The organism is Pedobacter sp. (assembly GCF_965227205.1).
Taxonomy (GTDB): Bacteria; Bacteroidota; Bacteroidia; order Sphingobacteriales; family Sphingobacteriaceae; genus Pedobacter.
In genome coordinates this window covers 3191235-3211978 of sequence record NZ_OZ245727.1, presented here as the reverse complement: position 1 = coordinate 3211978, position 20744 = coordinate 3191235, and the positions used below count along the sequence as shown (strand labels likewise).

At 35.1% G+C, this 20744-nt stretch carries 24 protein-coding genes; 7 read left to right on the top strand and 17 right to left on the bottom strand.

Annotated elements, in window-relative coordinates; all coding sequences use genetic code 11:
- Positions 1 to 80: 80 nt before the first annotated feature.
- Both ACO05K_RS13720 and ACO05K_RS13715 read left to right on the top strand, forming a co-directional pair.
- Positions 81 to 1565 carry a PAS domain-containing sensor histidine kinase gene (locus tag ACO05K_RS13720; RefSeq protein ID WP_421945002.1) on the top strand — a complete coding sequence of 495 codons (1485 nt, stop codon included), beginning with the start codon at positions 81 to 83 and terminating at the stop codon, positions 1563 to 1565.
- Positions 1566 to 1701: 136 nt separating this feature from the next.
- Positions 1702 to 2232 carry a DinB family protein gene (locus tag ACO05K_RS13715; RefSeq protein WP_421945001.1) on the top strand — a complete coding sequence of 177 codons (531 nt, stop codon included), beginning with the start codon at positions 1702 to 1704 and terminating at the stop codon, positions 2230 to 2232.
- A 231-nt stretch (positions 2233 to 2463) separates the two neighbouring features.
- Here ACO05K_RS13715 and ACO05K_RS13710 read toward each other — a convergent pair whose 3' ends face one another.
- Together ACO05K_RS13710 and ACO05K_RS13705 are read right to left on the bottom strand one after the other, a co-directional pair.
- Positions 2464 to 3783 (bottom strand): hypothetical protein, encoded by a 1320-nt coding sequence (locus tag ACO05K_RS13710; protein ID WP_421945000.1) that lies wholly within the window; start codon positions 3781 to 3783, stop codon positions 2464 to 2466.
- Positions 3784 to 3800: 17 nt separating this feature from the next.
- Positions 3801 to 6200 carry a TonB-dependent receptor gene (locus ACO05K_RS13705; protein WP_421944999.1) on the bottom strand — a complete coding sequence of 800 codons (2400 nt, stop codon included), beginning with the start codon at positions 6198 to 6200 and terminating at the stop codon, positions 3801 to 3803.
- 81 nt (positions 6201 to 6281) lie between these two features.
- Between ACO05K_RS13705 and ACO05K_RS13700 the strand changes: the two genes are divergently transcribed.
- Entirely contained in the window at positions 6282 to 7283 is a 1002-nt protein-coding gene (locus ACO05K_RS13700; protein WP_421944998.1) for a helix-turn-helix transcriptional regulator, read from the top strand.
- 9 nt (positions 7284 to 7292) lie between these two features.
- On the opposite strand, the gene ACO05K_RS13695 is transcribed toward ACO05K_RS13700, so the two are convergent.
- Entirely contained in the window at positions 7293 to 8183 is an 891-nt protein-coding gene (locus ACO05K_RS13695; RefSeq protein ID WP_421944997.1) for a helix-turn-helix domain-containing protein, read from the bottom strand.
- A gap of 179 nt (positions 8184 to 8362) precedes the next feature.
- Between ACO05K_RS13695 and ACO05K_RS13690 the strand changes: the two genes are divergently transcribed.
- Together ACO05K_RS13690 and ACO05K_RS13685 are read left to right on the top strand one after the other, a co-directional pair.
- On the top strand, positions 8363 to 9346 hold the full coding sequence (locus ACO05K_RS13690) for an aldo/keto reductase (RefSeq protein ID WP_421944996.1): 984 nt from the start codon (positions 8363 to 8365) through the stop codon (positions 9344 to 9346).
- A gap of 10 nt (positions 9347 to 9356) precedes the next feature.
- A complete protein-coding gene (locus ACO05K_RS13685) occupies positions 9357 to 9983 on the top strand; it encodes a flavodoxin family protein (RefSeq protein WP_421944995.1) in 627 nt (208 codons plus the stop codon).
- A 7-nt stretch (positions 9984 to 9990) separates the two neighbouring features.
- Here ACO05K_RS13685 and ACO05K_RS13680 read toward each other — a convergent pair whose 3' ends face one another.
- From ACO05K_RS13680 to ACO05K_RS13670, 3 genes are all read right to left on the bottom strand, one after another.
- Positions 9991 to 10491: a GNAT family N-acetyltransferase gene (locus tag ACO05K_RS13680; protein WP_421944994.1), complete on the bottom strand. Its 501-nt coding sequence runs from the start codon at positions 10489 to 10491 to the stop codon at positions 9991 to 9993.
- A 71-nt stretch (positions 10492 to 10562) separates the two neighbouring features.
- Entirely contained in the window at positions 10563 to 10991 is a 429-nt protein-coding gene (arr, locus tag ACO05K_RS13675) for an NAD(+)--rifampin ADP-ribosyltransferase (protein WP_421944993.1), read from the bottom strand.
- A gap of 25 nt (positions 10992 to 11016) precedes the next feature.
- Positions 11017 to 11388, bottom strand: a complete 372-nt coding sequence (locus ACO05K_RS13670; RefSeq protein WP_421944992.1) for a winged helix-turn-helix transcriptional regulator — start codon at positions 11386 to 11388, stop codon at positions 11017 to 11019.
- 89 nt (positions 11389 to 11477) lie between these two features.
- Between ACO05K_RS13670 and ACO05K_RS13665 the strand changes: the two genes are divergently transcribed.
- Positions 11478 to 12008 (top strand): NAD(P)H-dependent oxidoreductase, encoded by a 531-nt coding sequence (locus ACO05K_RS13665; protein ID WP_421944991.1) that lies wholly within the window; start codon positions 11478 to 11480, stop codon positions 12006 to 12008.
- A gap of 13 nt (positions 12009 to 12021) precedes the next feature.
- Here ACO05K_RS13665 and ACO05K_RS13660 read toward each other — a convergent pair whose 3' ends face one another.
- The 9 genes from ACO05K_RS13660 to ACO05K_RS13620 all read right to left on the bottom strand — a co-directional run bounded on the left by ACO05K_RS13660 (position 12022) and on the right by ACO05K_RS13620 (position 18280).
- Positions 12022 to 12906, bottom strand: coding sequence for a tetratricopeptide repeat protein (locus ACO05K_RS13660; RefSeq protein WP_421944990.1), 885 nt, complete (start codon positions 12904 to 12906; stop codon positions 12022 to 12024).
- A gap of 40 nt (positions 12907 to 12946) precedes the next feature.
- Positions 12947 to 13297 (bottom strand): nuclear transport factor 2 family protein, encoded by a 351-nt coding sequence (locus tag ACO05K_RS13655; RefSeq protein ID WP_421944989.1) that lies wholly within the window; start codon positions 13295 to 13297, stop codon positions 12947 to 12949.
- 117 nt (positions 13298 to 13414) lie between these two features.
- The gene (locus tag ACO05K_RS13650) at positions 13415 to 14221 is read right to left on the bottom strand and encodes an alpha/beta fold hydrolase (protein WP_421944988.1); all 807 of its coding nucleotides are present in this window, start codon (positions 14219 to 14221) and stop codon (positions 13415 to 13417) included.
- A 213-nt stretch (positions 14222 to 14434) separates the two neighbouring features.
- Entirely contained in the window at positions 14435 to 14854 is a 420-nt protein-coding gene (locus ACO05K_RS13645) for a VOC family protein (protein ID WP_421944987.1), read from the bottom strand.
- 47 nt (positions 14855 to 14901) lie between these two features.
- Entirely contained in the window at positions 14902 to 15156 is a 255-nt protein-coding gene (locus ACO05K_RS13640) for a hypothetical protein (RefSeq protein ID WP_421944986.1), read from the bottom strand.
- Positions 15157 to 15355: 199 nt separating this feature from the next.
- Positions 15356 to 15793, bottom strand: coding sequence for a VOC family protein (locus ACO05K_RS13635; RefSeq protein ID WP_421944985.1), 438 nt, complete (start codon positions 15791 to 15793; stop codon positions 15356 to 15358).
- A 142-nt stretch (positions 15794 to 15935) separates the two neighbouring features.
- On the bottom strand, positions 15936 to 16361 hold the full coding sequence (locus tag ACO05K_RS13630; protein ID WP_421944984.1) for a DUF7336 domain-containing protein: 426 nt from the start codon (positions 16359 to 16361) through the stop codon (positions 15936 to 15938).
- A gap of 181 nt (positions 16362 to 16542) precedes the next feature.
- Positions 16543 to 17400, bottom strand: coding sequence for a hypothetical protein (locus tag ACO05K_RS13625; RefSeq protein ID WP_421944983.1), 858 nt, complete (start codon positions 17398 to 17400; stop codon positions 16543 to 16545).
- A 127-nt stretch (positions 17401 to 17527) separates the two neighbouring features.
- Entirely contained in the window at positions 17528 to 18280 is a 753-nt protein-coding gene (locus tag ACO05K_RS13620) for a response regulator transcription factor (protein WP_421944982.1), read from the bottom strand.
- A 119-nt stretch (positions 18281 to 18399) separates the two neighbouring features.
- Here ACO05K_RS13620 and ACO05K_RS13615 point away from each other — a divergent pair, with 119 nt between their 5' ends.
- Positions 18400 to 19047, top strand: coding sequence for a DUF1349 domain-containing protein (locus tag ACO05K_RS13615; RefSeq protein WP_421944981.1), 648 nt, complete (start codon positions 18400 to 18402; stop codon positions 19045 to 19047).
- Positions 19048 to 19100: 53 nt separating this feature from the next.
- On the opposite strand, the gene ACO05K_RS13610 is transcribed toward ACO05K_RS13615, so the two are convergent.
- Both ACO05K_RS13610 and ACO05K_RS13605 read right to left on the bottom strand, forming a co-directional pair.
- A complete protein-coding gene (locus tag ACO05K_RS13610; protein ID WP_421944980.1) occupies positions 19101 to 20159 on the bottom strand; it encodes an NAD(P)-dependent alcohol dehydrogenase in 1059 nt (352 codons plus the stop codon).
- A gap of 40 nt (positions 20160 to 20199) precedes the next feature.
- A complete protein-coding gene (locus ACO05K_RS13605; protein WP_421944979.1) occupies positions 20200 to 20562 on the bottom strand; it encodes a putative quinol monooxygenase in 363 nt (120 codons plus the stop codon).
- Positions 20563 to 20744 lie beyond the last annotated feature (182 nt).

Genomic DNA, 20744 nt, shown 5'->3' with positions numbered 1-20744 from the left:
TTAAAGCCAAAAAATTTTATCTAAAACAATGGTTGTATTTTCACGTTTTATTTCTGATTTTCGGTATTGTTTAACTAATTATGAGCGCAGCATCTAATAATCTGATTTCAGAACAGCAATCTGTTGTGGCAAGCGAGCAGCGTTTTAGAGCGTTAGTTACTGCTACATCTGATATGGTTTACCGTATGAGTGCGGATTGGCTTGTAATGCAAGAACTTGATGGAAGAGGTTTTCTGCCTAATACAACTGCGCCAAATGCCGATTGGATTGAGCAATATATTCATCCTTTAGATAAGGAAAAAGTAAGAACAGCAATTCAGGAGGCCATTCATGGAAAGAAAATTTTTCAGCTAGAGCATCGTGTGCTTCAGCGGGATGGTTCTATTGGATGGACACTTTCAAGGGCAGTACCAATTATTGATGATGCCGGAACAATAGTGGAATGGTTTGGTGCGGCAAGTGATATAACCGATCGCAAACGGTTTGAAGAGGCGCTTACAGAGGCAAAAGAGCAATCGGAACAACAAAAAAGATTATATGAAACCATCACCTCGGGTACGCCAGATTTGATGTATGTATTTGATTTGAATTACAACTTTATCTATGCGAATGAAGCTTTGCTAACCATGTGGGGAAAAACCCCAGAAGAAGCAATTGGCAAGGGATTGTTGGAAAATGGTTACGAGCCATGGCATGCTGAAATGCATGAACGTGAAATTGACTATATCATTGCAACTAAAGAATCTGTTCGGGGAGAGGTATCCTTTCCGCATGCTGTTCTGGGTAGTCGTGTGTATGACTATATCTTAATCCCTGTTATTGATGAAAGGGGTGAAGTAGAGGCTGTAGCAGGAACCACACGTGATATTTCGGATATTAAGGAGCACGACCAGCGCAAAAATGATTTCATTAGCATGGTTAGTCATGAATTGAAAACACCTTTAACATCGTTAACAGCTTATTTACAGGTTTTAGATAAGAAGCAAATTGCAGAAGCTGATGAAATGGCGAAGCGGGCAATTTTCCAATCTATAAAGCAAACCAAAAGAATGACTAATATGATTAATGGTTTTCTTAATCTGGCTCGTTTGGAATCGGGGAAACTGTTTATCGAAAAAATAGATTTTGATATTGCTGTTCTCTTAAAGGATATAGAAGAAGAAACTTTCATATTATATCCAAATCATGTTTTTATTTTTGAGCCTGTTGAATCTGTTATGATTAATGCAGACCGAGCAAAAATTAGCCAGGTGATTATTAATCTGATAAATAATGCGGCAAAATATTCTGAGCTGGGTTCTACTGTGCAGATTTCATGTGTTAGAATTGATAATAATATCTTTATTAAGGTAAAGGATGAAGGTGTTGGAATCATGGATGAAGAGATGCCAAAATTGTTTGAGCGTTTTTACCGGGTGCAGAATAATAATTTAATTGCCGGTTTTGGTATTGGTTTATTTCTTTGCAAAGAAATTATTAACGGACATGGTGGCGAAATTGGTGTAGAAAGTGTTTTATCAAAGGGGAGTACATTTCATTTCACACTACCACTAAATGTTAATTAAAGAGCTGCGGCACTAATTTGAATTAAAATAATTTTCCTCCAGATATTTCTTTTTTGTTTGCAGTTATTTTCTGAAATACATTAATAGCTATCTTTGCTTTAGGCCTCATGTTTCTGAGGTTTTTAAAAGCAACAAAATGAAAAAACTAAAACAAATTACTTTGCTTGCATTGTTCGTGTTAACAGTGGGAGCAGCCAAAGCACAAACAGCAACTGATGCAGTTGTTAAAGAATTGGAAAGAGCAAAAGCATACACTAAAGAATATCTTGATGTTATGCCAGAAGCTTCTTACAGTTTGAAACCAACTCCTCAAATGCGTTCTTTCGCAGATCAGTTTCTTCACTTAGCTGATGCAAATTATGCATTTGCAGCAACTGCAACCGGCGAAAAAAGTCCATTGGCAATGGGCGCTTTAGAAAAGGGAACAGATAAATCAAAAGCAACGGTTACCAAAGATGTTTTGGCAAGCTATGATTTTGTAATTGCAAGTATTAAAAAGCTTCCGGAAGCAAAATTAAAAGAAGTGGTTAAGGTTTTTGGTCGATTTGATTTAACCAGAGCACAGACTTTAGATAAATGTTTCGAGCATCAAACACATCATAGAGGGCAAGCAACCGTTTACATCAGATTGGCTGGTGCAACACCTCCGCAAGAAAAATTATTTTAAAAATAATTTTAAGATTGTCATTTAAAAAAAGAGGCTGTCTCAAAAGTAGAATTTGATAACTCAGTAGGAAATTTTATTTCGTTTTCTCGTCATTCCCGCGAAGGCCGGAATCCTAAAGCAATCACAAATCGCATTAAGATTCCCAATTAAATTGGGAATGACGACCGTTCAGAATATAACTTGCCTAATAGAGTAAACAAATATTTGAGACAGCCTTATTTTTTATGTTAATTAAAATACACCGATATAGTGGTTACCGATTTTGTTTACCAATTTAGCACCTTTGGTTAATACACCAGTTCTGCTGTTGATAATGTAGATGTTACCATCTTTACCAACCGGAGTCACTGCAACAAATATTTCATCGCCGTTTACCACAAATCCCTGGTACTGACCGAAACTTAAATCAACATCATCAGGAATGGCTACCTTTGTTGCTGTTCTGTTGTTTAAGTTTACTAATGCAAGGTAACCACCTTTATCAGCAACGTTGTAAGCAATAATTCCAACTCCGTTACCAGCATATCTCCAGGCATCAACATAACTTCCGGTTACACCCAAAGCCGCATCCAGGCTAAATACATAAGAGTTGTCATACTCGTTATTTTGTCCGATTCTTAAAATATGAGAACCTGAAGTACCGTTTTGTGTTGCCTGATAGATGTTACCATCTTCGCCTAAGAAAGCGTTAAAACTACGGTAACCATTTGTATTACCTTGACTAACCGTAGAAGAGATAACTTTTGGATTTTTTAATGAAGGATAATCTACCACAACTGATTTCGAAGAAATTTTAACCGTTCCTGTGTTATCAGCAACACCTGTAGTTGTGTTGTATTTACTTCTTGATGCACCGATGATTAATTTATCGCCAGCTTTGTTTAAAACTGGTCCATCTAAACGACCGATGTAAAAACCTTGAGCTTCTTCTTGTGTAGAAAGTGGAATTTCATATTGCTCGTAAGTTTTAATACCTGCAGCTTGTAAATTTAAAGATAACACAGTTGATGTACCTCTTGCATAGCTGTATGCACCACCTGCACCAGTCGTAATTTTTACACCTGAAACGTTTACCGCAATACCTGTTTGGTCGTTATCAAATAATTTAACCCATCTTGGCGAAGTTGTGGCGTAGCTAGAGATATTTACTTTATCAGATAATTCTGAGTAGTTAGAACCACCATTTACTTTATATTTAGAGAATTCGCCTCCGTTTGCACCAGTATATGCAATGTTAAAAAGTGTTGCACCATCGTTTGATGATTGTAAACGAGCAGTGCGTTGAGATCTTACCGGGAAACCATTATCATAAACGCTGAATGATTTGTTAGGATCTTTAGCATCGTTTACACTTACAGAATAAACCATCGTCCCGCCATTACCATCACCAGCAGTTGTACCCATTAAAGCACCAGAAAGTGTAATCCAGCGGTTAGAATCGCCTAAATTTTCTTCGGGTTGAGGCTCTTCACCAGTTTTTGAACAACCTGCAAGCGTAATGGTTGTTGCAACGGCTCCTAACATCAGGAGTTTTAAAAATTGCTTTTTCATCTTTTATAAATTAGATTTTAAAAATTATTAATGGTATAGTTAAATTTTAAGTAAAAGGCTCTGCCTGGTTTTTGAGCAGCGAAATTGTCGTATGCTTCTTTGTTGAAGATGTTTTTGGCATCAAAACTCAACACCATTCTTTGGTTTGGGAAGCGATAACTAGCACCTAAATCCTGAATAAATTGCGTTGGTGTTACGTTAAACTCATCGCGTCTTAATTGCCAGATGGTTTCGAATGGATGTACATATCCAAAATTGTAGTAAAGGTTAACCATCGATTTTTTCTGCAAAACATCATTAAATCGATATTGAACATTTCCGTTCGCGGTAAAAAATGGTTCGTTAGGTATTTGTCGACCGTTAAATAATGAAGCATTATCTTGCAGCAAAGCATTAAACTTCGACATGTTTAATATCACATTAAGGTTGCGATATATGTAGTTTATTTCGGCTTCGAAACCAATTGAACGTACGCCAGAAAGATTTACGTTGTTAGTGGTTTCTACATTCGTGATGTTTCTATCGTTTGATAATAAAACAATTTTATCTTTTGTATTACGGATAAAACCAGCACCAGAAACAGAAATTTTGTGGTCGTTAATCTGGTATGCACCAGCTCTAAAACCTAAGTTAAAATTATCGCTAATTTCTGGACGAATAGATGGATTTGGCGTTAAGTTATCAGCCTGATTACCAAAAATTTCAGATTCTCCGGGCATTCTTACCGCCTTTTCTGCTGATGCGATTAACACCAGATTATTAATTATAGAATACGATGCTGCAAAACCATATCCGGTTGTATTTCTATTGTCGCTGGTAATTCTCTCTACCCTTGTCGGCACGCCGTTAACCGTTTGTTGTATTGGGTCCATGCGGTCGATTTTTTGCTGATAATACTTTGCAAATAAATTGGTTCTTAAACGGCCGTTAAAAGTTTCAGCTTCGTAAGATAACGACGAAACATTCTTGGTTAAATCACTTGTAGATAAGTAGTTTCTTTCTAAAACCGTTCTTAAAGCATCAGAGTCTTGTCTATCAACTACATAAAACATATGGTTTAAAACAATTTTATGGTTTTGAACAATGTTATAACTTAAGCTAGAACGCAATGTTGCAATTTGCCTGTTAATCGTGTTCATGGTTGGCAAACCTTGCTGACCGCCGTTTAAAGTTCTTAAAGGGTCGCCCCTTATACCAATAACTCTTTCGCCGTTCCAGTTGTACCTGTAACTTACCGTATCCTGGATGTATTGTTGTCTATCACTGTAAACACCGTTGAAATTAAAGTTTAAGCCTTTTAAAAACAGGTTATTCTTTTTGTAATCTAAACCAATAACATGTGCCTGAGATTCTGAGAACCTACCCATGTAAGGTCTGCTCATATATTGCCCGTGCTGAACTTCATCGTAAGTATCGGAGAAATTGTAATTCAGCATTAAATTATCTGCCCATTTTACATCTGTAAAGCCAAGTTCGAAACGTCCGCCGAAAGATTTATAAGCATCGTTAAAACGTCTGCCTCTGGTTTCAACCATTTGTCCGTTAGGCATTTCGTTTCTTACAAATTGTCCCCATACTTCGTAATCATTATCGGTATAACTGTAAAAGCCTGATCCACGCACCGTAAAACCAGATTTCGCATTGCGATACATACCGCTTAAATCTGCCTGCTGCGTATTGAATGAGCCATAAGAAACAGAAGCAATCAGGTTATTTCGCATACCACCTTTCTTAAGGATTACATTAATACCGCCACCAAGAAAATCTCCTGCAAGGTGCGCTGGTAAAACGCCTTTGTAAACCTCAATACGTTCTATTAAAGCAGGTAAAATATTATTTAAGTTGAAAGAAGAACCATATGTAGAGATTTCAATTCCATCTATAAATACACCAATCGCTCTGCCAGACATGCCGTTAAGGTTGTAACTTGCATCAGAACCTAAACCACCGCTCTGACGAACCCTTACGCCAACCGTTCTGTTTAATAGTTCGTTAGTTTGTAAATTTCTTAAGGAAGCTTCTTTTGTATCGATAACATTTACCGCAAAACCAGAAGTTTCTATTTTTTTCTTTTCGGTTTTACCCTGAATGTTTACTTGCCCGAGTTCTTTATCAGAAATGCCTTTTACTTTAGAATTGGCGGTAATTGAAGCGCCATCAATTTTTACAGAAAGTTTTTTCGGTTCTGATACAACAGAGCTTATTAGCAAAACGTAGTTGCCGTATGGTAATGCCCTCAATTCATATTTTCCGTCATCATCCGTCATTGTGCTTCTGTTAATCTCTTTAATGGAGATGGTTGCACCAGCTAAAGGTTTTCCCTGTTCATCTATGATTTTACCCGATAATGAGCCAGTTTGTGCTTTAGCAGCAATTGAAATGATAAAAAATGTGATTACTAGTAAAGCGTGTTTCATTAATAATTGTGTAACTTTTTTAACTTCTTCTTTAGAATAGGTCTTAATAAGAATAACTTTGCGCAAAGATAGATTCTGAACATGACGCAATCGGGAGAAGAAACAACGCTTAAAGGAGAATATATTCCATCGATGGAAAGCGTATATTCATTTAATAAAGCCATAACAGTGAGCCACAGTATTAATGTGGGCAATAGAAATAAGGTTGAAATAAAAATGGCTTATCCTGATGATACTCAACCAGAATCTTATCAAATGATTTTTGTGATGAAAGGTAGCATCAGCATAAGTAAAAGAGGAGGCGTTACTGATGATTTGGAAATAGCGGCGCAGCAACATAATTTATGCAAGGTTGCATTAAAATCTACCAGAATAGAGATGCGCAGCTTAAAAGACGAAGTTGTATGCATTAATTTGAGCAAAGAGTTTTTAAGAAGATACATTCCCATAAATCATCTGGCATACCAACAATTAACACTTTTGAAGGATGACGGAGAACCCGCTGTACTTTCAGCTGGTAACCTGCCAATTACACCAGAAATTAGCTCTATTGTACAACGTTTAAGTACATCTGATAGTGGTGATTTCCACCAACAACTTTTGCTAGAATCGAAAGTAATCGAATTATTAGCCTTGCAGATTTCTCAATTTGAGCAGGTTCAAAATAATTCAGCTCCGGCATTGCTTAAGCAAACAGAAATGGAGAAAATGCAGGAAGCGAGGGAAATTTTAATTAGTAATACCGGCGAGCAACTTTCTTTAAAAACGCTTGCTTTAAGGGTTGGTACTAATGAATTTAACCTGAAACGTGATTTTAAAACGCTATTCGGTAATACGGTTTACGGTTACTTAAACCAGTATAAAATGGAACAGGCAAAGTTAATGGTTATAGAAAATGAATTTACCATTGCCGAAATTTCTGAAAAGGTAGGCTATAAACATGCAACCCATTTTACCAGTGCATTTAAAAAATACTTTGGCTTTTTGCCAAACAAGCTACGCTCTGGCAAATTGTCGTTATTAATATTTGCCGATGAATTGATGATGGTTTTCGAAAATTTTGGCTGTTTTGTTGGGTATTAATGCCTTAAACTAATTTACATTACGATACTCATTAGGTGAAATGCCCATTCTTTGCTTAAAGAAACGTGTAAAATGCTGCGGATATTTAAAGCCTAAATCATAAGCAACTTCGCTAACGGTTTTTTGTAAATCAAAAATTCTTTCTTTTGCCACTTCGATTATTTTACCCTGAACATATTCCTGTGCGGTTTTACCAGTTTCTTTCTTAATTAAATCTCCAAAATAATTTGGAGATAAATTCATTTCATCAGCACAATAAGCTACAGATGGCAAACCAATTTTAGCTGGTTTTTCTGATTGGAAATAGTCATTTAAAAGCTGCTCGAACTTTTCCAAAATGCCTTTATTTACGTTATCTCTGGTGATAAACTGTCTATCATAAAACCTTGTGCAATAGTTCAAAAACAATTCGATGTTTGATGCAATTAAAGTCTTGCTGTGTTTATCAATAGACTGTTCCAGTTCGTACTGAATTTTCGAAAAACAATCTGCAATTATCTTCTTTTCCTTTTCTGATAAATGCAAGGCTTCATTAGTATTGTATGAGAAAAAATTGTAATCGTTAATGTGCTTTCCTAATGCGGTATGGTGCAATAAATCTGGGTGAAATACCAAAGCATATCCAGATGGTTGGTAATAATCCTGATTAATAACTTCAGCAACTTGACCCGGACCAAAAAAAACTAAAGTTCCTTCCTGGTAATCGTACGAATGGTTGCCGTATTTAATATCACCACACTTTACATTTTTAAGTACAATGCAATAAACATTAAAGTTCATTTTATAATTTTTTCTTGGCGATGCCTGCGATAAATCAACAATGCTTACTAAAGGATGCAGCGTTTGGTTATTGTTGTAATTATTATAATCGCTAACACTATCAAAGTTTACAATATCCATTTCCTTGTTTAATTTTTTATAAAATTAAGCTTTTTGAACACTGCTCAATGTGTTTTGCCAAGCCATCAGTAATAATGGTATAGATTGCAGTAATCTATATAATAAAAGCAACACAATCCTTCCCGACATTTGTATTTATAATTGGAAATCAGCGCATTTCTATTTTTAATTTTATCATTATGGAAAAAAGAATATTAGGTAAAAACGGCTTAGAAGTTTCTGCTTTAGGATTGGGATGTATGGGCTTAAGTTTTGGCTACGGACCTGCAACTGATAAACAAGAAGCCATTAAATTAATTCAGGGTGCTTACGAAAATGGCATAACATTTTTTGATACCGCAGAATGTTATGGACCATTTGCTAATGAAATATTATTAGGCGAAGCTTTAGCTTCATTTAGAAACAAGGTTGTTATTGCAACAAAGTTTGGTTTTAAGGATGGAGATTCTACAAAAGGTTTAGATAGTAGCCCGGCACGAATTAGAGCCGCAGTTGAAGGTTCTTTGAAAAGATTAAACACAGATTACATTGATTTACTCTACCAACACCGTGTTGACCCAAATGTACGGATGGAAGATGCGGCTGGAACTGTAAAAGATTTAATTGCAGAAGGAAAGGTAAAGCATTTTGGTTTATCAGAAGCTGGCGTAGAAAGCATACGCAAGGCTAACGCTGTGCAACCTGTAGCTGCTTTGCAAAGCGAATATTCATTGTTTTTCCGTGAGCCTGAGCAAGAAATTATTCCACTTTTGGAAGAATTGGGCATTGGCTTTGTTCCATTTAGTCCACTAGGTAAAGGATTTTTAACCGGAGCAATAAACGAAGAAACTAAATTCGATGCTTCAGATTTTAGGAACATCGTTCCTCGTTTTTCTGAAGAGAACAGAAAGGCAAACCAGAGCTTGGTAGAATTGGTAAAAACCATTGCAGTTGAAAAAGATGCAACGCCTGCACAAATCGCACTTGCATGGTTATTGGCTCAAAAAAATTGGATTGCACCAATTCCAGGCACTACAAAACTACATCGACTTGAAGAAAATATTGGAGGCGTTTCTGTTGGACTTACGAGCGACGATTTACAGCAAATTGAAGCGGCTGCATCTAAAATTACAATTCAGGGCGAACGTTATCCTGCACATTTGCAGAAAATTGTAGGTAAATAATCCTCATAAAATGAAGAATAAGTTTTTGGTTTTTTGCCTCGGATTTTTAATTACATTTTTCACATCAGCTTGCAGTAATGCGCAACCAGATGTGAATTCTAAACAACAAAATATTGCCAAGAAAAAGATTTTGATAGTTTATTTATCCCGGACTAAAAATACAAAAGCAGTTGCGGAAATGATTTATAAAAACATTGGTGGCGATTTAGTTGAGCTTGAAGTTAAAAATCCTTATCCAACAGATTATAAATTAACAGTGGAGCAAGTTTCAAGAGAACTCAATTCGGGATTTCTACCGCCATTGAAAACTAAAATTAATAATATAGAAAGTTACGATTTGGTATTTATTGGTTTCCCAACATGGTCTATGCAGTTGCCGCCACCAATTAAAAGCTTTTTAAAAACCTATAATTTAAAGGGCAAAACCGTTATTCCGTTTAACACTAATGCAGGTTATGGTATTGGCAGTAGCTTTGAAACGGTAAAAGAACTTAGTAGTGGTAGCAAACACTTAGAAGGTTACAGCACCAAAGGCGGTGTAGAGCGAGATAATATTTTGTATATTATGGAAGGTGAAAAGTACATACAAGTAGAAAAACAAGTTAAAGATTGGTTAAAGAAAATAGAATTGCTGTAATAATTTTTTATAGCAATTTTTGATAACAGAAGAATCTTAATCCCGGTCTTTTCGCCAAACTGATTTCGCCACTAAAATCGTAACCAAGTTTAGGAAATAAAGCATTAGTTGCCTTGTTTTCAGTATTGGTATCAACTCTAAGTATTTTTATGCCTCTGTTGTTCGCTACAATTTCAGCTTGTTGCATTAGCGCCTTGGCAATTCCTTTTCCCTGTAAATCAGGATCTACCGCAAGGCGATGTGTAACAATGGCTTCCTCTGTAATATCCCAACCTGCATCTGCATATTCAGGGTCTTGGTCGGTTGTAATGGCCGAAACACCACCAATTTTACCATCTAATTCTGCCACCCACAATTGGCCAATTGCAATGTCTTTTTCAAAAACTTCTGGATTTGGATAATCATCTCCCCACTGAAAATTTCCTGTGGCACGCATAAGCGGAACAACTTTTTTAACCAAATGCATAATTGCCGGAACATCTTCTGTTTGTGCTAATCTTATCTCCATATCGCAAATATAAAAGAATGGATTTTCTACATCAAACGGAGTAAAGTCATAATTTATTCTTTACAAAATAATTAATCTTCAATCGCCTCGATTCCTTGTTGCTTTAGCTTTTCGAGATTAGCTTTCATTGCATTTAATTGCTCTGGAGTATGTCCGTTCCATTCCTTAATTTCTCCAACTACTTTTAAAGCTTGCGCTGTTCTGTAGGATTTTGTTGGATTGCCGGGATATTTTTTATCCGTTAAATTAGGGTCGTCTTCAAATTTCCCGATAGGTTCAACGATGTAAATTCTTTCTGCGTTTTCACCAACTGCCAATTCTGCGCCCCAGATAGAAGCTTCCAGTGTTGCTGAAAAATAAACAAATTTGGCCTTATTTCGGCTTCCGTAATTTGAATTAAAACCAGGTTTGATTAAGTCGCCAATTTTTAAATCGGCTTTGGTGCCATGATAAAAAACCTCTAAGTTTTTATCCTGATTATTCTGAATTGAATCGCTCATAAATTTATTTATTGATTTCTAATTTCTAACTTTCAGATGTGTTAATTAGGTTTTTATGTCTTTCTCCCCATTTTTCCAGACCTTTGATAACAGATTTTAATTCGTAGCCAATTTCAGTTAATTCATATTCTACCTTCGGTGGAACCTGTGCATAAACCTTTCGACTTACAATTTTATTTTCTTCGAGTTTCCGGAGTTGTAAAGTCAGCATTCTTTCGGTTATGTTGGGCAAGAATTTTTTCAATTCTCCAAAACGTAATTTGCCGTTTAGTAACCAAGAACAAATTACCAAAGACCATTGTCCGCCGATTAAATTGGCAGCATAAACCTCCGGACATTCATCGGCTAATGCCTGCTTGTTTGCAAAATTTGTTGATGTCTGCTTGATTTCAGTCATTACTTACATTTTTGATAGTACATTACAATTGGTAGCTAATATACAAAATGACGGGTTTGGCTCGTAAATTTGAATTAAAATAAAAACGAATGAAAATATTAGTAATTGTAACTCATCCCGATTTAAATAAATCTGTAATTAATAAAAGATGGGTGGCAGAATTGAAAAAGTACCCTGAAATTTATACCATACATGATTTGCATAAAACTTATCCTGACGGAAATATTGACGTTTTAAAGGAGCAACAACTGGTAGAGCAATACGATAAAATTGTTTTTCAATTTCCAGTTTTTTGGTTTAGCTGTCCGGCCTTGCTAAAAAAATGGATTGATGAAGTTTTAATATACGGATGGGCTTACGGAAGTAAAAGCGGCTACAAAGTTTCGGGCAAAAAAGTTGCCTTAGCTATGTCCGTAGGGGTAGAGGAACACGAATACAATCAAGGAGAAAAATATAGATATACGTTGGAAGAATTAACCCGACCGTTTGAGCTTAGTTTTGAATATGTTAGGGCAGATTACAAACCATTCTTTGCCTATTACGGAATCGAACTTAACACTACTGATGAGTACATAGAAAAAAGTGTTCCGCTTTATCTTGAATTTTTAAACTCTTTTTAAAGCATTGATAGAATTACATTTTATTCTCGCTTAAAATTTTTCTTGCATTATCATTCTTCGGATTTAGTGCTAACGATTTTTTATATGCCTTTAAGCTTTCTGCTTTTTTGCCAAGCTTCATTAAGCATTCACCATAACTATCAAAAGCATTAAATCCGTTAGGGTAAATTTCTGTATTGAGTTTGAAAATCTTTAAGGCTTCCTCTTCTTTATTAGCACCCATTAATTCATAACCGAAGGTATTAATTCTACTTTCAGAAATATCATATTCAGATTGTGCTCCTTTTTTAAACTCAGTTTTTATAAATTTTACCGTATTATCAATTGCATTTGATTTTGAATGATAATCAGAAACTGAAAGTAGATTCATGCTTCGCTCTTTTAACTTCTGCTCGGCAAGGGTTTCTACGTTGTAATATTTTCTTTGCTCGTCAGTAACCTTAGTGGTATCAATTTTATAGCGTTCAAATTTTGCATTTTCTCCCATTTTAATATACTGCGTTCCATAAATCTGAGGTTTATTTCTCCTCATCAAGTCTCTATCAATCGCGGCGGCTAATAACCACTTATTAATTGTGGGGTCTAATTCAATCGCTTTTTTCATTTGTTTAACAGCCATTGCAGAAGCTGTTGTATCTCTACCGTGTTGAAAAATCATGGCCGAATTATAGTAATCTTTACCGGTTACAATTTTACCATCTTTAATAAATTCGTAAACTTTTCGTTCTCTTAAACTATCCTGTTTAGATAAAATTTTCCAATCTATTTTGCCAGATTGCCTTGCACCTTGGTCTTCATCGTACATTTTTTGCAATTCTGCATTATCTTTCGATTGTGAAAATGCACTTAACGATAAAAGTGTGAAAAAAGCGAAGTGATAAAAAACGAGGTTCTTCATAGATTAGGTCTGATGTTTTTAAGATGATGTTTAAAGTTTGTTAAAGTTCGATATCCATACGCCTCAATAAATTATCTTCTAGGTTGTAGATGTGTTTTACATTTCCATCAAAAATTATATTGTCTTGTAAATCTTTAACTTTTTGATGTACTGTAATTTCTAAGCTTCCATTTTCTCTTTCTTTGAAAGCGACTGGTGTAACAACAGGATTTATCTCCGACCATTGTCTTGTCCAGTAAGCTCTTATTTCATCATGTCCGCTTACGTACCCACCTTCAAAAGCCTTTGGCCATTGTACATTTTGGTGCATTGTAGAAAGTGCGGTATCAATATCTCTGTTGTTAAAGGCGTTGTATGCTTTCTTTACTAATTCTATATGTGTTGATGTCATGGTTTTTTGTTAAAATTAGTAATTGGGTGCAATAATTAAGTGGTTAGACATTCAGTAGTTCGATTCGGTTACAAGAAATACTCAGCCAGAATCCGAAATTTTGTTTTTAATCTATGGTTATTTTTCAACCTTGTTGAGGAATTTTTCAATCAGCGGAATAACCAGCTCACTTTCTTTAAAATCAGGTTTTAAAGTCGTAATTTCTCCGATGTATTCTCCATGTCCGCCAGGAATTATTGCTAGTTCCGAATTTGCAATTTGCCTGTGTAACTCCAACGCATGTTCTGGCAAAATAACATCTTTATCGCCAATAATAATTAGTGTTGGAGCCTTAATTGCTTTAATCTGTTCATCAGGAATGTCTTTAAAATTTACCATTCTTTTAGCGTCTCTATCATGCATTACCTGTAAACCATCAGGATTTGGCGCAACCTTTTTATAGCCATCTTGCAATGGTTTTGGCATATTTTCTAGTTTCGCTTGAGCCATAAATCCCCAGAACCAATCTGGCACTCCATTGCGTTTAGCGAGTGCAGAACCTAAAATTATTTTGTTAACCAATTTTGGGTGGCGGATAGCGATTTGCAAAGTTGTTGTACCACCATTACTAAAACCTAAAAAATCGGCTTTGCCTATATTTAAATTTTTCAGCAGCGTTGCAATATCATCTGCGTCTTGTTCAAAGGTAAGGTCAGCGTTGCGGTCGCTTGTGCGCCCGTGTGCCTGAATTTCAACAGCAATAACTTCACGGTTTTTGGCCAACAATGGGATAACTTTTTCGAAATTAGTTTGGATGGTAGAACCTCCACCATGAACAAGAACAATTGGCTTTCCTTTTCCATGGATTTCGTAATACATTTTCATTCCATTCACATCAGAATACCCACTTTTAAAAGCAATATTGTTTTTTGATGCTGTTTCCATTTTTGTTTTTTGATTAGTTTTTTGTCCGTAGCATAGCTGCCCGAAAAGAAAAAATAAAATAATGTTAAGCCTTATAATTTTCATTTATTCACATCTTTTTTTGCAAATGATAGAAATAGCAAAAACTAATTTAATGAGAAAAGCTGAAGTTTTCGCTTCAGCTTTTTTATAATTTAATTTCTCCTTAAAGGATAAGTATTTATTTTGTAGTTATTAACTTGCTGGCTGTTCTGTCGGAAATTTGGTCATATCCATAAAGAAAACTTCCCAGGTATGTCCGTCAAAATCTTCGATGGTTCTTTGTACCATAAAGCCATAATCTCTTAACTCGTTAGGTTCAGTTCCGCCGGCTTTTAAACCAGCTTCTACAATTTTGTTTACTTCTTCAACACTATCAACCGATAATGAAAAAAGACCTGCTAAACCCGCTTTAGTATCGGCAATTGGTTTGGTTGCAAAAGTTGCAAATTTCTCGTGGTTTAAAAGCATTACGAAAATATTTTCGCTCCAAACCATACATTTTGCAGTATCGTCAGAAAATTGTGGATTGTTTGTAAAGCCTAATGCAGTGTAAAAATCTGTTGATTTTTGTAGGTCTTTAACAGGGAAGTTGATGAAAATTTGTTTGCTCATATTACAGATTTTTTGATTTGGTTTTCTTTACTATATAGCTTGGTTCTTTATTTTATGTTTCGTTCTTTCAATAGCTCATCTACCTTTTTAACCCTTTTGTTTTTTGGGTCATTAGTAAATTTGTAAATAAGAAAAAGAGGTATGATAAGTGAAACGTTATATGCGCTGTAATAAATGCTCACAAAAATAATTCCTACTAAAAAACCAATAAGGAAAGCATTTAGTATAGAGAATGATTTTAGTTCTTTTCTTTCGTCTATTAATTCCTGGTCCGTTAAACTCATTAATTCTATTTCTTCCATTAGTGTTTAAATATTTGTTTTCTAATAATTTATTGGGATTTTAGATAGGGAGGAAGTTTCGATAGAAACGTAATATTAAATTACAAATTTTAACAGAGATACAAAATTACTTTTTTGCGATATGGCATAAATTGAAGGCACATTTAAACAATAGAAGCTGAGAGATAATTCGTTACAAACGATTCTTAAATTATCTTGATTAAATTTGCCCTTTGTAATTCGGGTCGAAATCTACCATCCATTCAATACCATATTTATCTCTGAACATTCCAAAATATGAACCCCATGGACTTTCAGCAATAGGCATTTCAACTTGTCCGCCTGCCGAAAGCCCATTAAATAATTTATCGGCTTCTTCTTTGCTTTCTGCGCTTATAGAAATTTTACTTCTGTTTTCATTTTCGTTCGTTTTACCTAAAATTTCCGGAACATCATTTCCCATTAAAATGTTCGGTCCGATAGGTAAAGCAATGTGCATGATTTTATTTGCTTCGTTTTCTGATACCGGAAAATCATCACTTGCTAAATCTTTAAAACGCATAATTTTTGCAAATGCTCCGCCAAATACTGATTTGTAGAAATTAAAAGCTTCTTCGGCATTTCCGTTGAAGTTAATGTGAGGATTGATAATTGCCATAAGTTTTTTTTTTGGTTAGATTTTTAATAATTAAATTTAGTGAATTATTTTGGGCGGTGCGTATTGATTTGGTTATTGTTTGATTAAGTTAATACAGTTTCACCCCACTATCGAAAAGCCCTTATTAACTCTTCGGATATGTTTAACTGTTGTTACTTGGTTGTATGTCAGATTTACTTACAAGTTTAACCGCAAATAAATCATTGTCTTTTTCTTCACACTCTACAATGTCCAAATGTTTAAACTCACCTAGTAATTTATTTTCGTTTAGCTCCCAAATTTGATACAGGTTATCCGGCAAGCACTCGGCTTCAACTGTTATCCAAGTATCGTTTTTATTTTTTACTTGAATGTTTGTCATAGTCGAAAAACCTTCTTTCCAGTTATCTTGATCAAGTTCGTGTTGAGAAATCTCAAATGCATCTGGTCTATATTTGAAGCCATTCTTATCTTTAAGTCGAATTATTGCCAATTCAGCTTGTTCTTTTGTCGAATATGCACCAATTAATTTGGTCTCATCACATCCTTCAAGTTCGTAAGAATGATATAGAATAAACACTGTTTTCATTGTTTTTTTGATGTTTTTAAATTATCCATAACGTTTCAGGGCTTTGCGATGGAGGGGAAAATCAAAGCACGACCTGTCTCGATTTTACATCGGAAATCTTCAATTTTTTACAAAAGTTCAAACGAAGAACTACCCTTGAACTTTGCAGTTTCGCCCCACTATTGCAAAACCTTTGTTATGCCTAGTTTTTCTTAAACAGTCGTTTTAGTTTATTCAGAAATCCGCCCTCATTTTTTTGTGACGTTTGGTTACTTGCTTTTTCCATTTCAAGCACCATTTCTTTCGCTTTTTCATTTTTGTTTATGTGAACTCTTTTTGGTTCAGCTATAATTTGTCCACTTAGCCTTTCAAAACTTTTTTTAGCAGTTTCAAATACTTTGATTTCACTTTCAGGTCTGTCGTCAACAAATGAAATTTCAGGAAATAATCCGCTACTTGCCTTTACGGATTCGGATTCGAAGTCATTCATAATACCTCGATAAATTTTCATTGCCGTTTCTGTTTGTTCAACTCTTTCATATGACTGAGCGAATTGTAGCATATCTTCTCCAATTTCATATTTTTCCAATAAATTTCCAATTGAACTAGATATTTGTGCTTTTGTAGCTGAAAGATTTGCAATTGGTTTATCTTGATTTTCAGATTTTTTTAAAAACTCAATGAAATCTTGTAATCTCTGTCTTATAGCTGGATTTACTTTATATAATTCTTCAATGTCAGATAAGTAGACACCTTTGTTCATTGCAGTTTGAGACATTAGTTGAATAAATCCACCCATTTTGAAAGCTAGTTCAACTAAGATATTTAGAAATTTATCGAGTTTTACTTTGTCAATATTGGATTTGATGAGAGCCTCAAATATTTGCAAGCCTTCTAAAAATTCTTCCTGGTATCTATCTGCTGAAAAACTTTCTCCATCAATTTCAACCGTTTTGTCATTTAAAACATCCAAAAGATATAAGTATATTTTATATTCAGTTGAATTTATTAAGGCTTCCTTTAACTCGTCAAATTTATTTTCTTCAATTAAATGTGTCATTGTTTCGTTCGATTTTAAAATTAGGCATAACACCTAAATTTACGCATTGCCTAAATCCAAGTTATAAAACATTTCTAAATCTAATTGAGAAAAAATATCCAATTCTTTTTTAAGTGTAATAACCACCTCAAAACAAACCTGTGGTTTCTGCAATTCGGCAGGCTTCAAGCGCATTGGTTACGTTTAACTTATTAAAAATATTTTGCCTGTGCCGGTTTATGGTGTTTATGCTTAATGAAAGTTTATCGGCGATTTCTTTGCTGCGGTAACCGAGCTTAATTAAGTGTAAAATTTCCTTTTCCCTTTCTGAGATGATGTTGCTAAACTTTTGCTCATCGTGTTCTATAACTTTTCCTGTTAGCGTATTAATAATTACCCCATCAGGAATTGTAAATTCTGGGTGATTGTAAACAACATCATATAAACATAAAGCCAGCCAAATACTCCCATCATCAGAGCTAGAAACGTATAACAATCTATGTTTTATTAATATGTATTTGCCCGTTGTATCTTTAATTCTTAGCCGGGTAATTAGCTGGTAATTTGTTCGCTCAAGAACATCAACATTGTTTAATATTTTAAAAAACTGAAATTCGAGGCGGTATTTTTTTTGAAGATCTTCTGTATGCACTTTACTTAATAACTCATCTTCCCAAATAGATTTAATTTCGGTAGGTCGGTTGGTAAGCCCGATTTTATCCGCAACAGCACTGTAAGAAATATAACTTTTTCTTGCCTTTAAATCGCTTAAAACACTAATGCAGTTTTCCAATTTGCTATACATCTGGGCAATGTATTTGGCGCTTTCTAATTGTAAATCTTTATTTAAGTTGTTTTGAAAAGGTTGCGAGAAAAGTTTTATATCGAGTAGGTCTCTCATTGGCAAGCGCTGTTATGGTTATTTTTTACCATTGAATTTATAATTAGCGGCAAATAACTTTGCTAACTTACTAAAGTAGAATGGTGATTTTAAAAAATCTTAAAACGAAATCTTCGATAATGAAAAAAATCCTTTTGGCACTAAGCCTTATGTTCAGCTTGCTGGAATTGAAAGCGCAAACCCTCGAAAAAATGCAATGGTTTAATGAGCCTGCAAAATGGCAAATAAAAGATAACAGCCTAATCATGCAGGTAACGCCACAAAGTGATTATTGGCGCATAGCTCACTATGGTTTTACTGTAGATGATGCCCCATTTTATTTTGCAAATTACGGTGGTGAGTTCGAAGCAAAGGTTAAATTAACGGGTGCTTATAAAGCCCGGTTCGACCAGATGGGTTTAATGATACGTACCAACGAAAAGAATTATATTAAAACAGGAGTGGAGTTTGTTGATGGAAAATTTAATGTAAGTACGGTTGTTACCCACGATAAAAGCGATTGGAGTGTTTTGCCTTTAGAAAAGGTTCCTCCATTTATTTGGATAAAAGTTGTTCGCAGATTGGATGCTTTAGAGATTTTCTATTCTCTTGATGATAAAAATTACATTATGACACGTAATGCGCCTCTGCAGGATAACGCACCCGTTATGGTAGGTTTAATGGCCGCAAGTCCGGATGGAGCAGGTTTTGAAGCTAAATTTGAAAACTTTTCGGTAAAACACTTGCCTGATCAACGCAGGTTGGAGTGGTTAAAAAATCATCAATAAGGTAAAAATGGATAAGCAAGATTTTTTGCAGCTTGCTTATCCGTTTTATGTTTTTAGTTTTTAAGCGAAGCCATATCGATTACGAAACGATAGCGAACATCACTTTTAAGCATACGTTCGTAAGCTTCGTTAATATCTTGCATTTTAATTACTTCAATATCCGAAACGATATTGTGTTCGCCGCAGAAATCTAATAATTCCTGCGTTTCGGCAATGCCACCAATTACCGAGCCGGCAACAGATTTTCTGCCCATAATCATTGGTACGGTGTTCAACATCGGGTCAAGCGGACCTAAATAACCAACCAACACAATTGTACCGTTAATGTTTAACGTTGGGATGTATTCATTTACATCATGTACATAAGGAACGGTATCAATAATTAAGTCGAACTTTCCGGCTACTTTTTTCATCTGTGCGCTATCTGTAGAGATGATAACCTCGTTCGCACCTAATTCTTTAGCATCTTTTTCTTTCTCCGGAGATCTTGAAAAAAGTGTTACTTCAGCACCTAATCCTTTGGCTAGTTTTATTGCCATATGGCCCAAACCACCTAAACCAACAACAGCAACTTTACTGTCTTTAGTAACGTTCCAATGTTTTAACGGCGACCAGGTTGTTATTCCTGCACAAAGTAGTGGCGCAGTTGCAGCCAAATCAAGGTTTTCCGGAACTTTTAAAACGAAGTGTTCTTCTACCACAATTTTTTCAGAGTAGCCACCAAATGTACGGCCGCCAAGATGTTTATCTTTTGCATTGTATGTTCCGGTAAAGCCTGGAATACAGTATTGTTCTAAATCTTGCTTGCATGATGCGCATTCCTGACAAGAATCTACAATACAACCGATGGCTGCAATATCTCCAACTTTAAATTTACTCACCTCGCTGCCAACTTTGGTAACACGACCAACAATTTCGTGCCCAGGAACTACCGGATAAGCACTTCCGCCCCAATCGTTTCTGGCGGTATGTAAATCAGAATGGCACACGCCGCAGAAAAGGATATCAATTTCTACATCTTTTGGTGTGGTTACTCTGCGTTTAATTGTTAATTCTTTAAGCGCTTCGGTTTTTGAATCTGTTCCGAATGCTTTTATTTCGAATGTTTCCATTTATTTTATGTTTTAATTTCTAGTATGATTAATAAATAAATCAGTGTTTTTGTTTTGCACCAAGGCTTATTGGTAAACAAGGAATAAGCTCAAGGTTTTTTACCATTTTTTCTGTTGAAGTTTTATACTTTATAAAATGAGGTGATTTTAAATGTTTCTGATAGGCTTGCTCATCAAGGTAGGTTTCAAATATTGTAATGAAATTTGGTCTGTCTTTTTCTGCAACAGCATATAAAGTGAGTACGCCAGGTTCTTTTTTAATAGAGCTGGTAATTTCCTCCTCTAAAAGTTTTTTGTACTGCGCTAAATGCTCTGGATAGATTTCCAGTTTTGCAATTCGCACCATTTGTACTGATTGTGCGAAAGTTAAGGTGTTAACAAATCCTACAATTACAAACGTCATTATTAAAATTTTTAGCAGATAGCAGCTTCTTATATTCTTCATGTTTCTTTAAAAGTTTAAAATGGTCTGTATAGAACAAAAGTCTTATCTATTTCAGCATTACTTATTATATCAATTACGGTATTTTATACCATTATTACTGATGTATCCTTTGAGATAGAAAAGCAGCACATGGAAATATT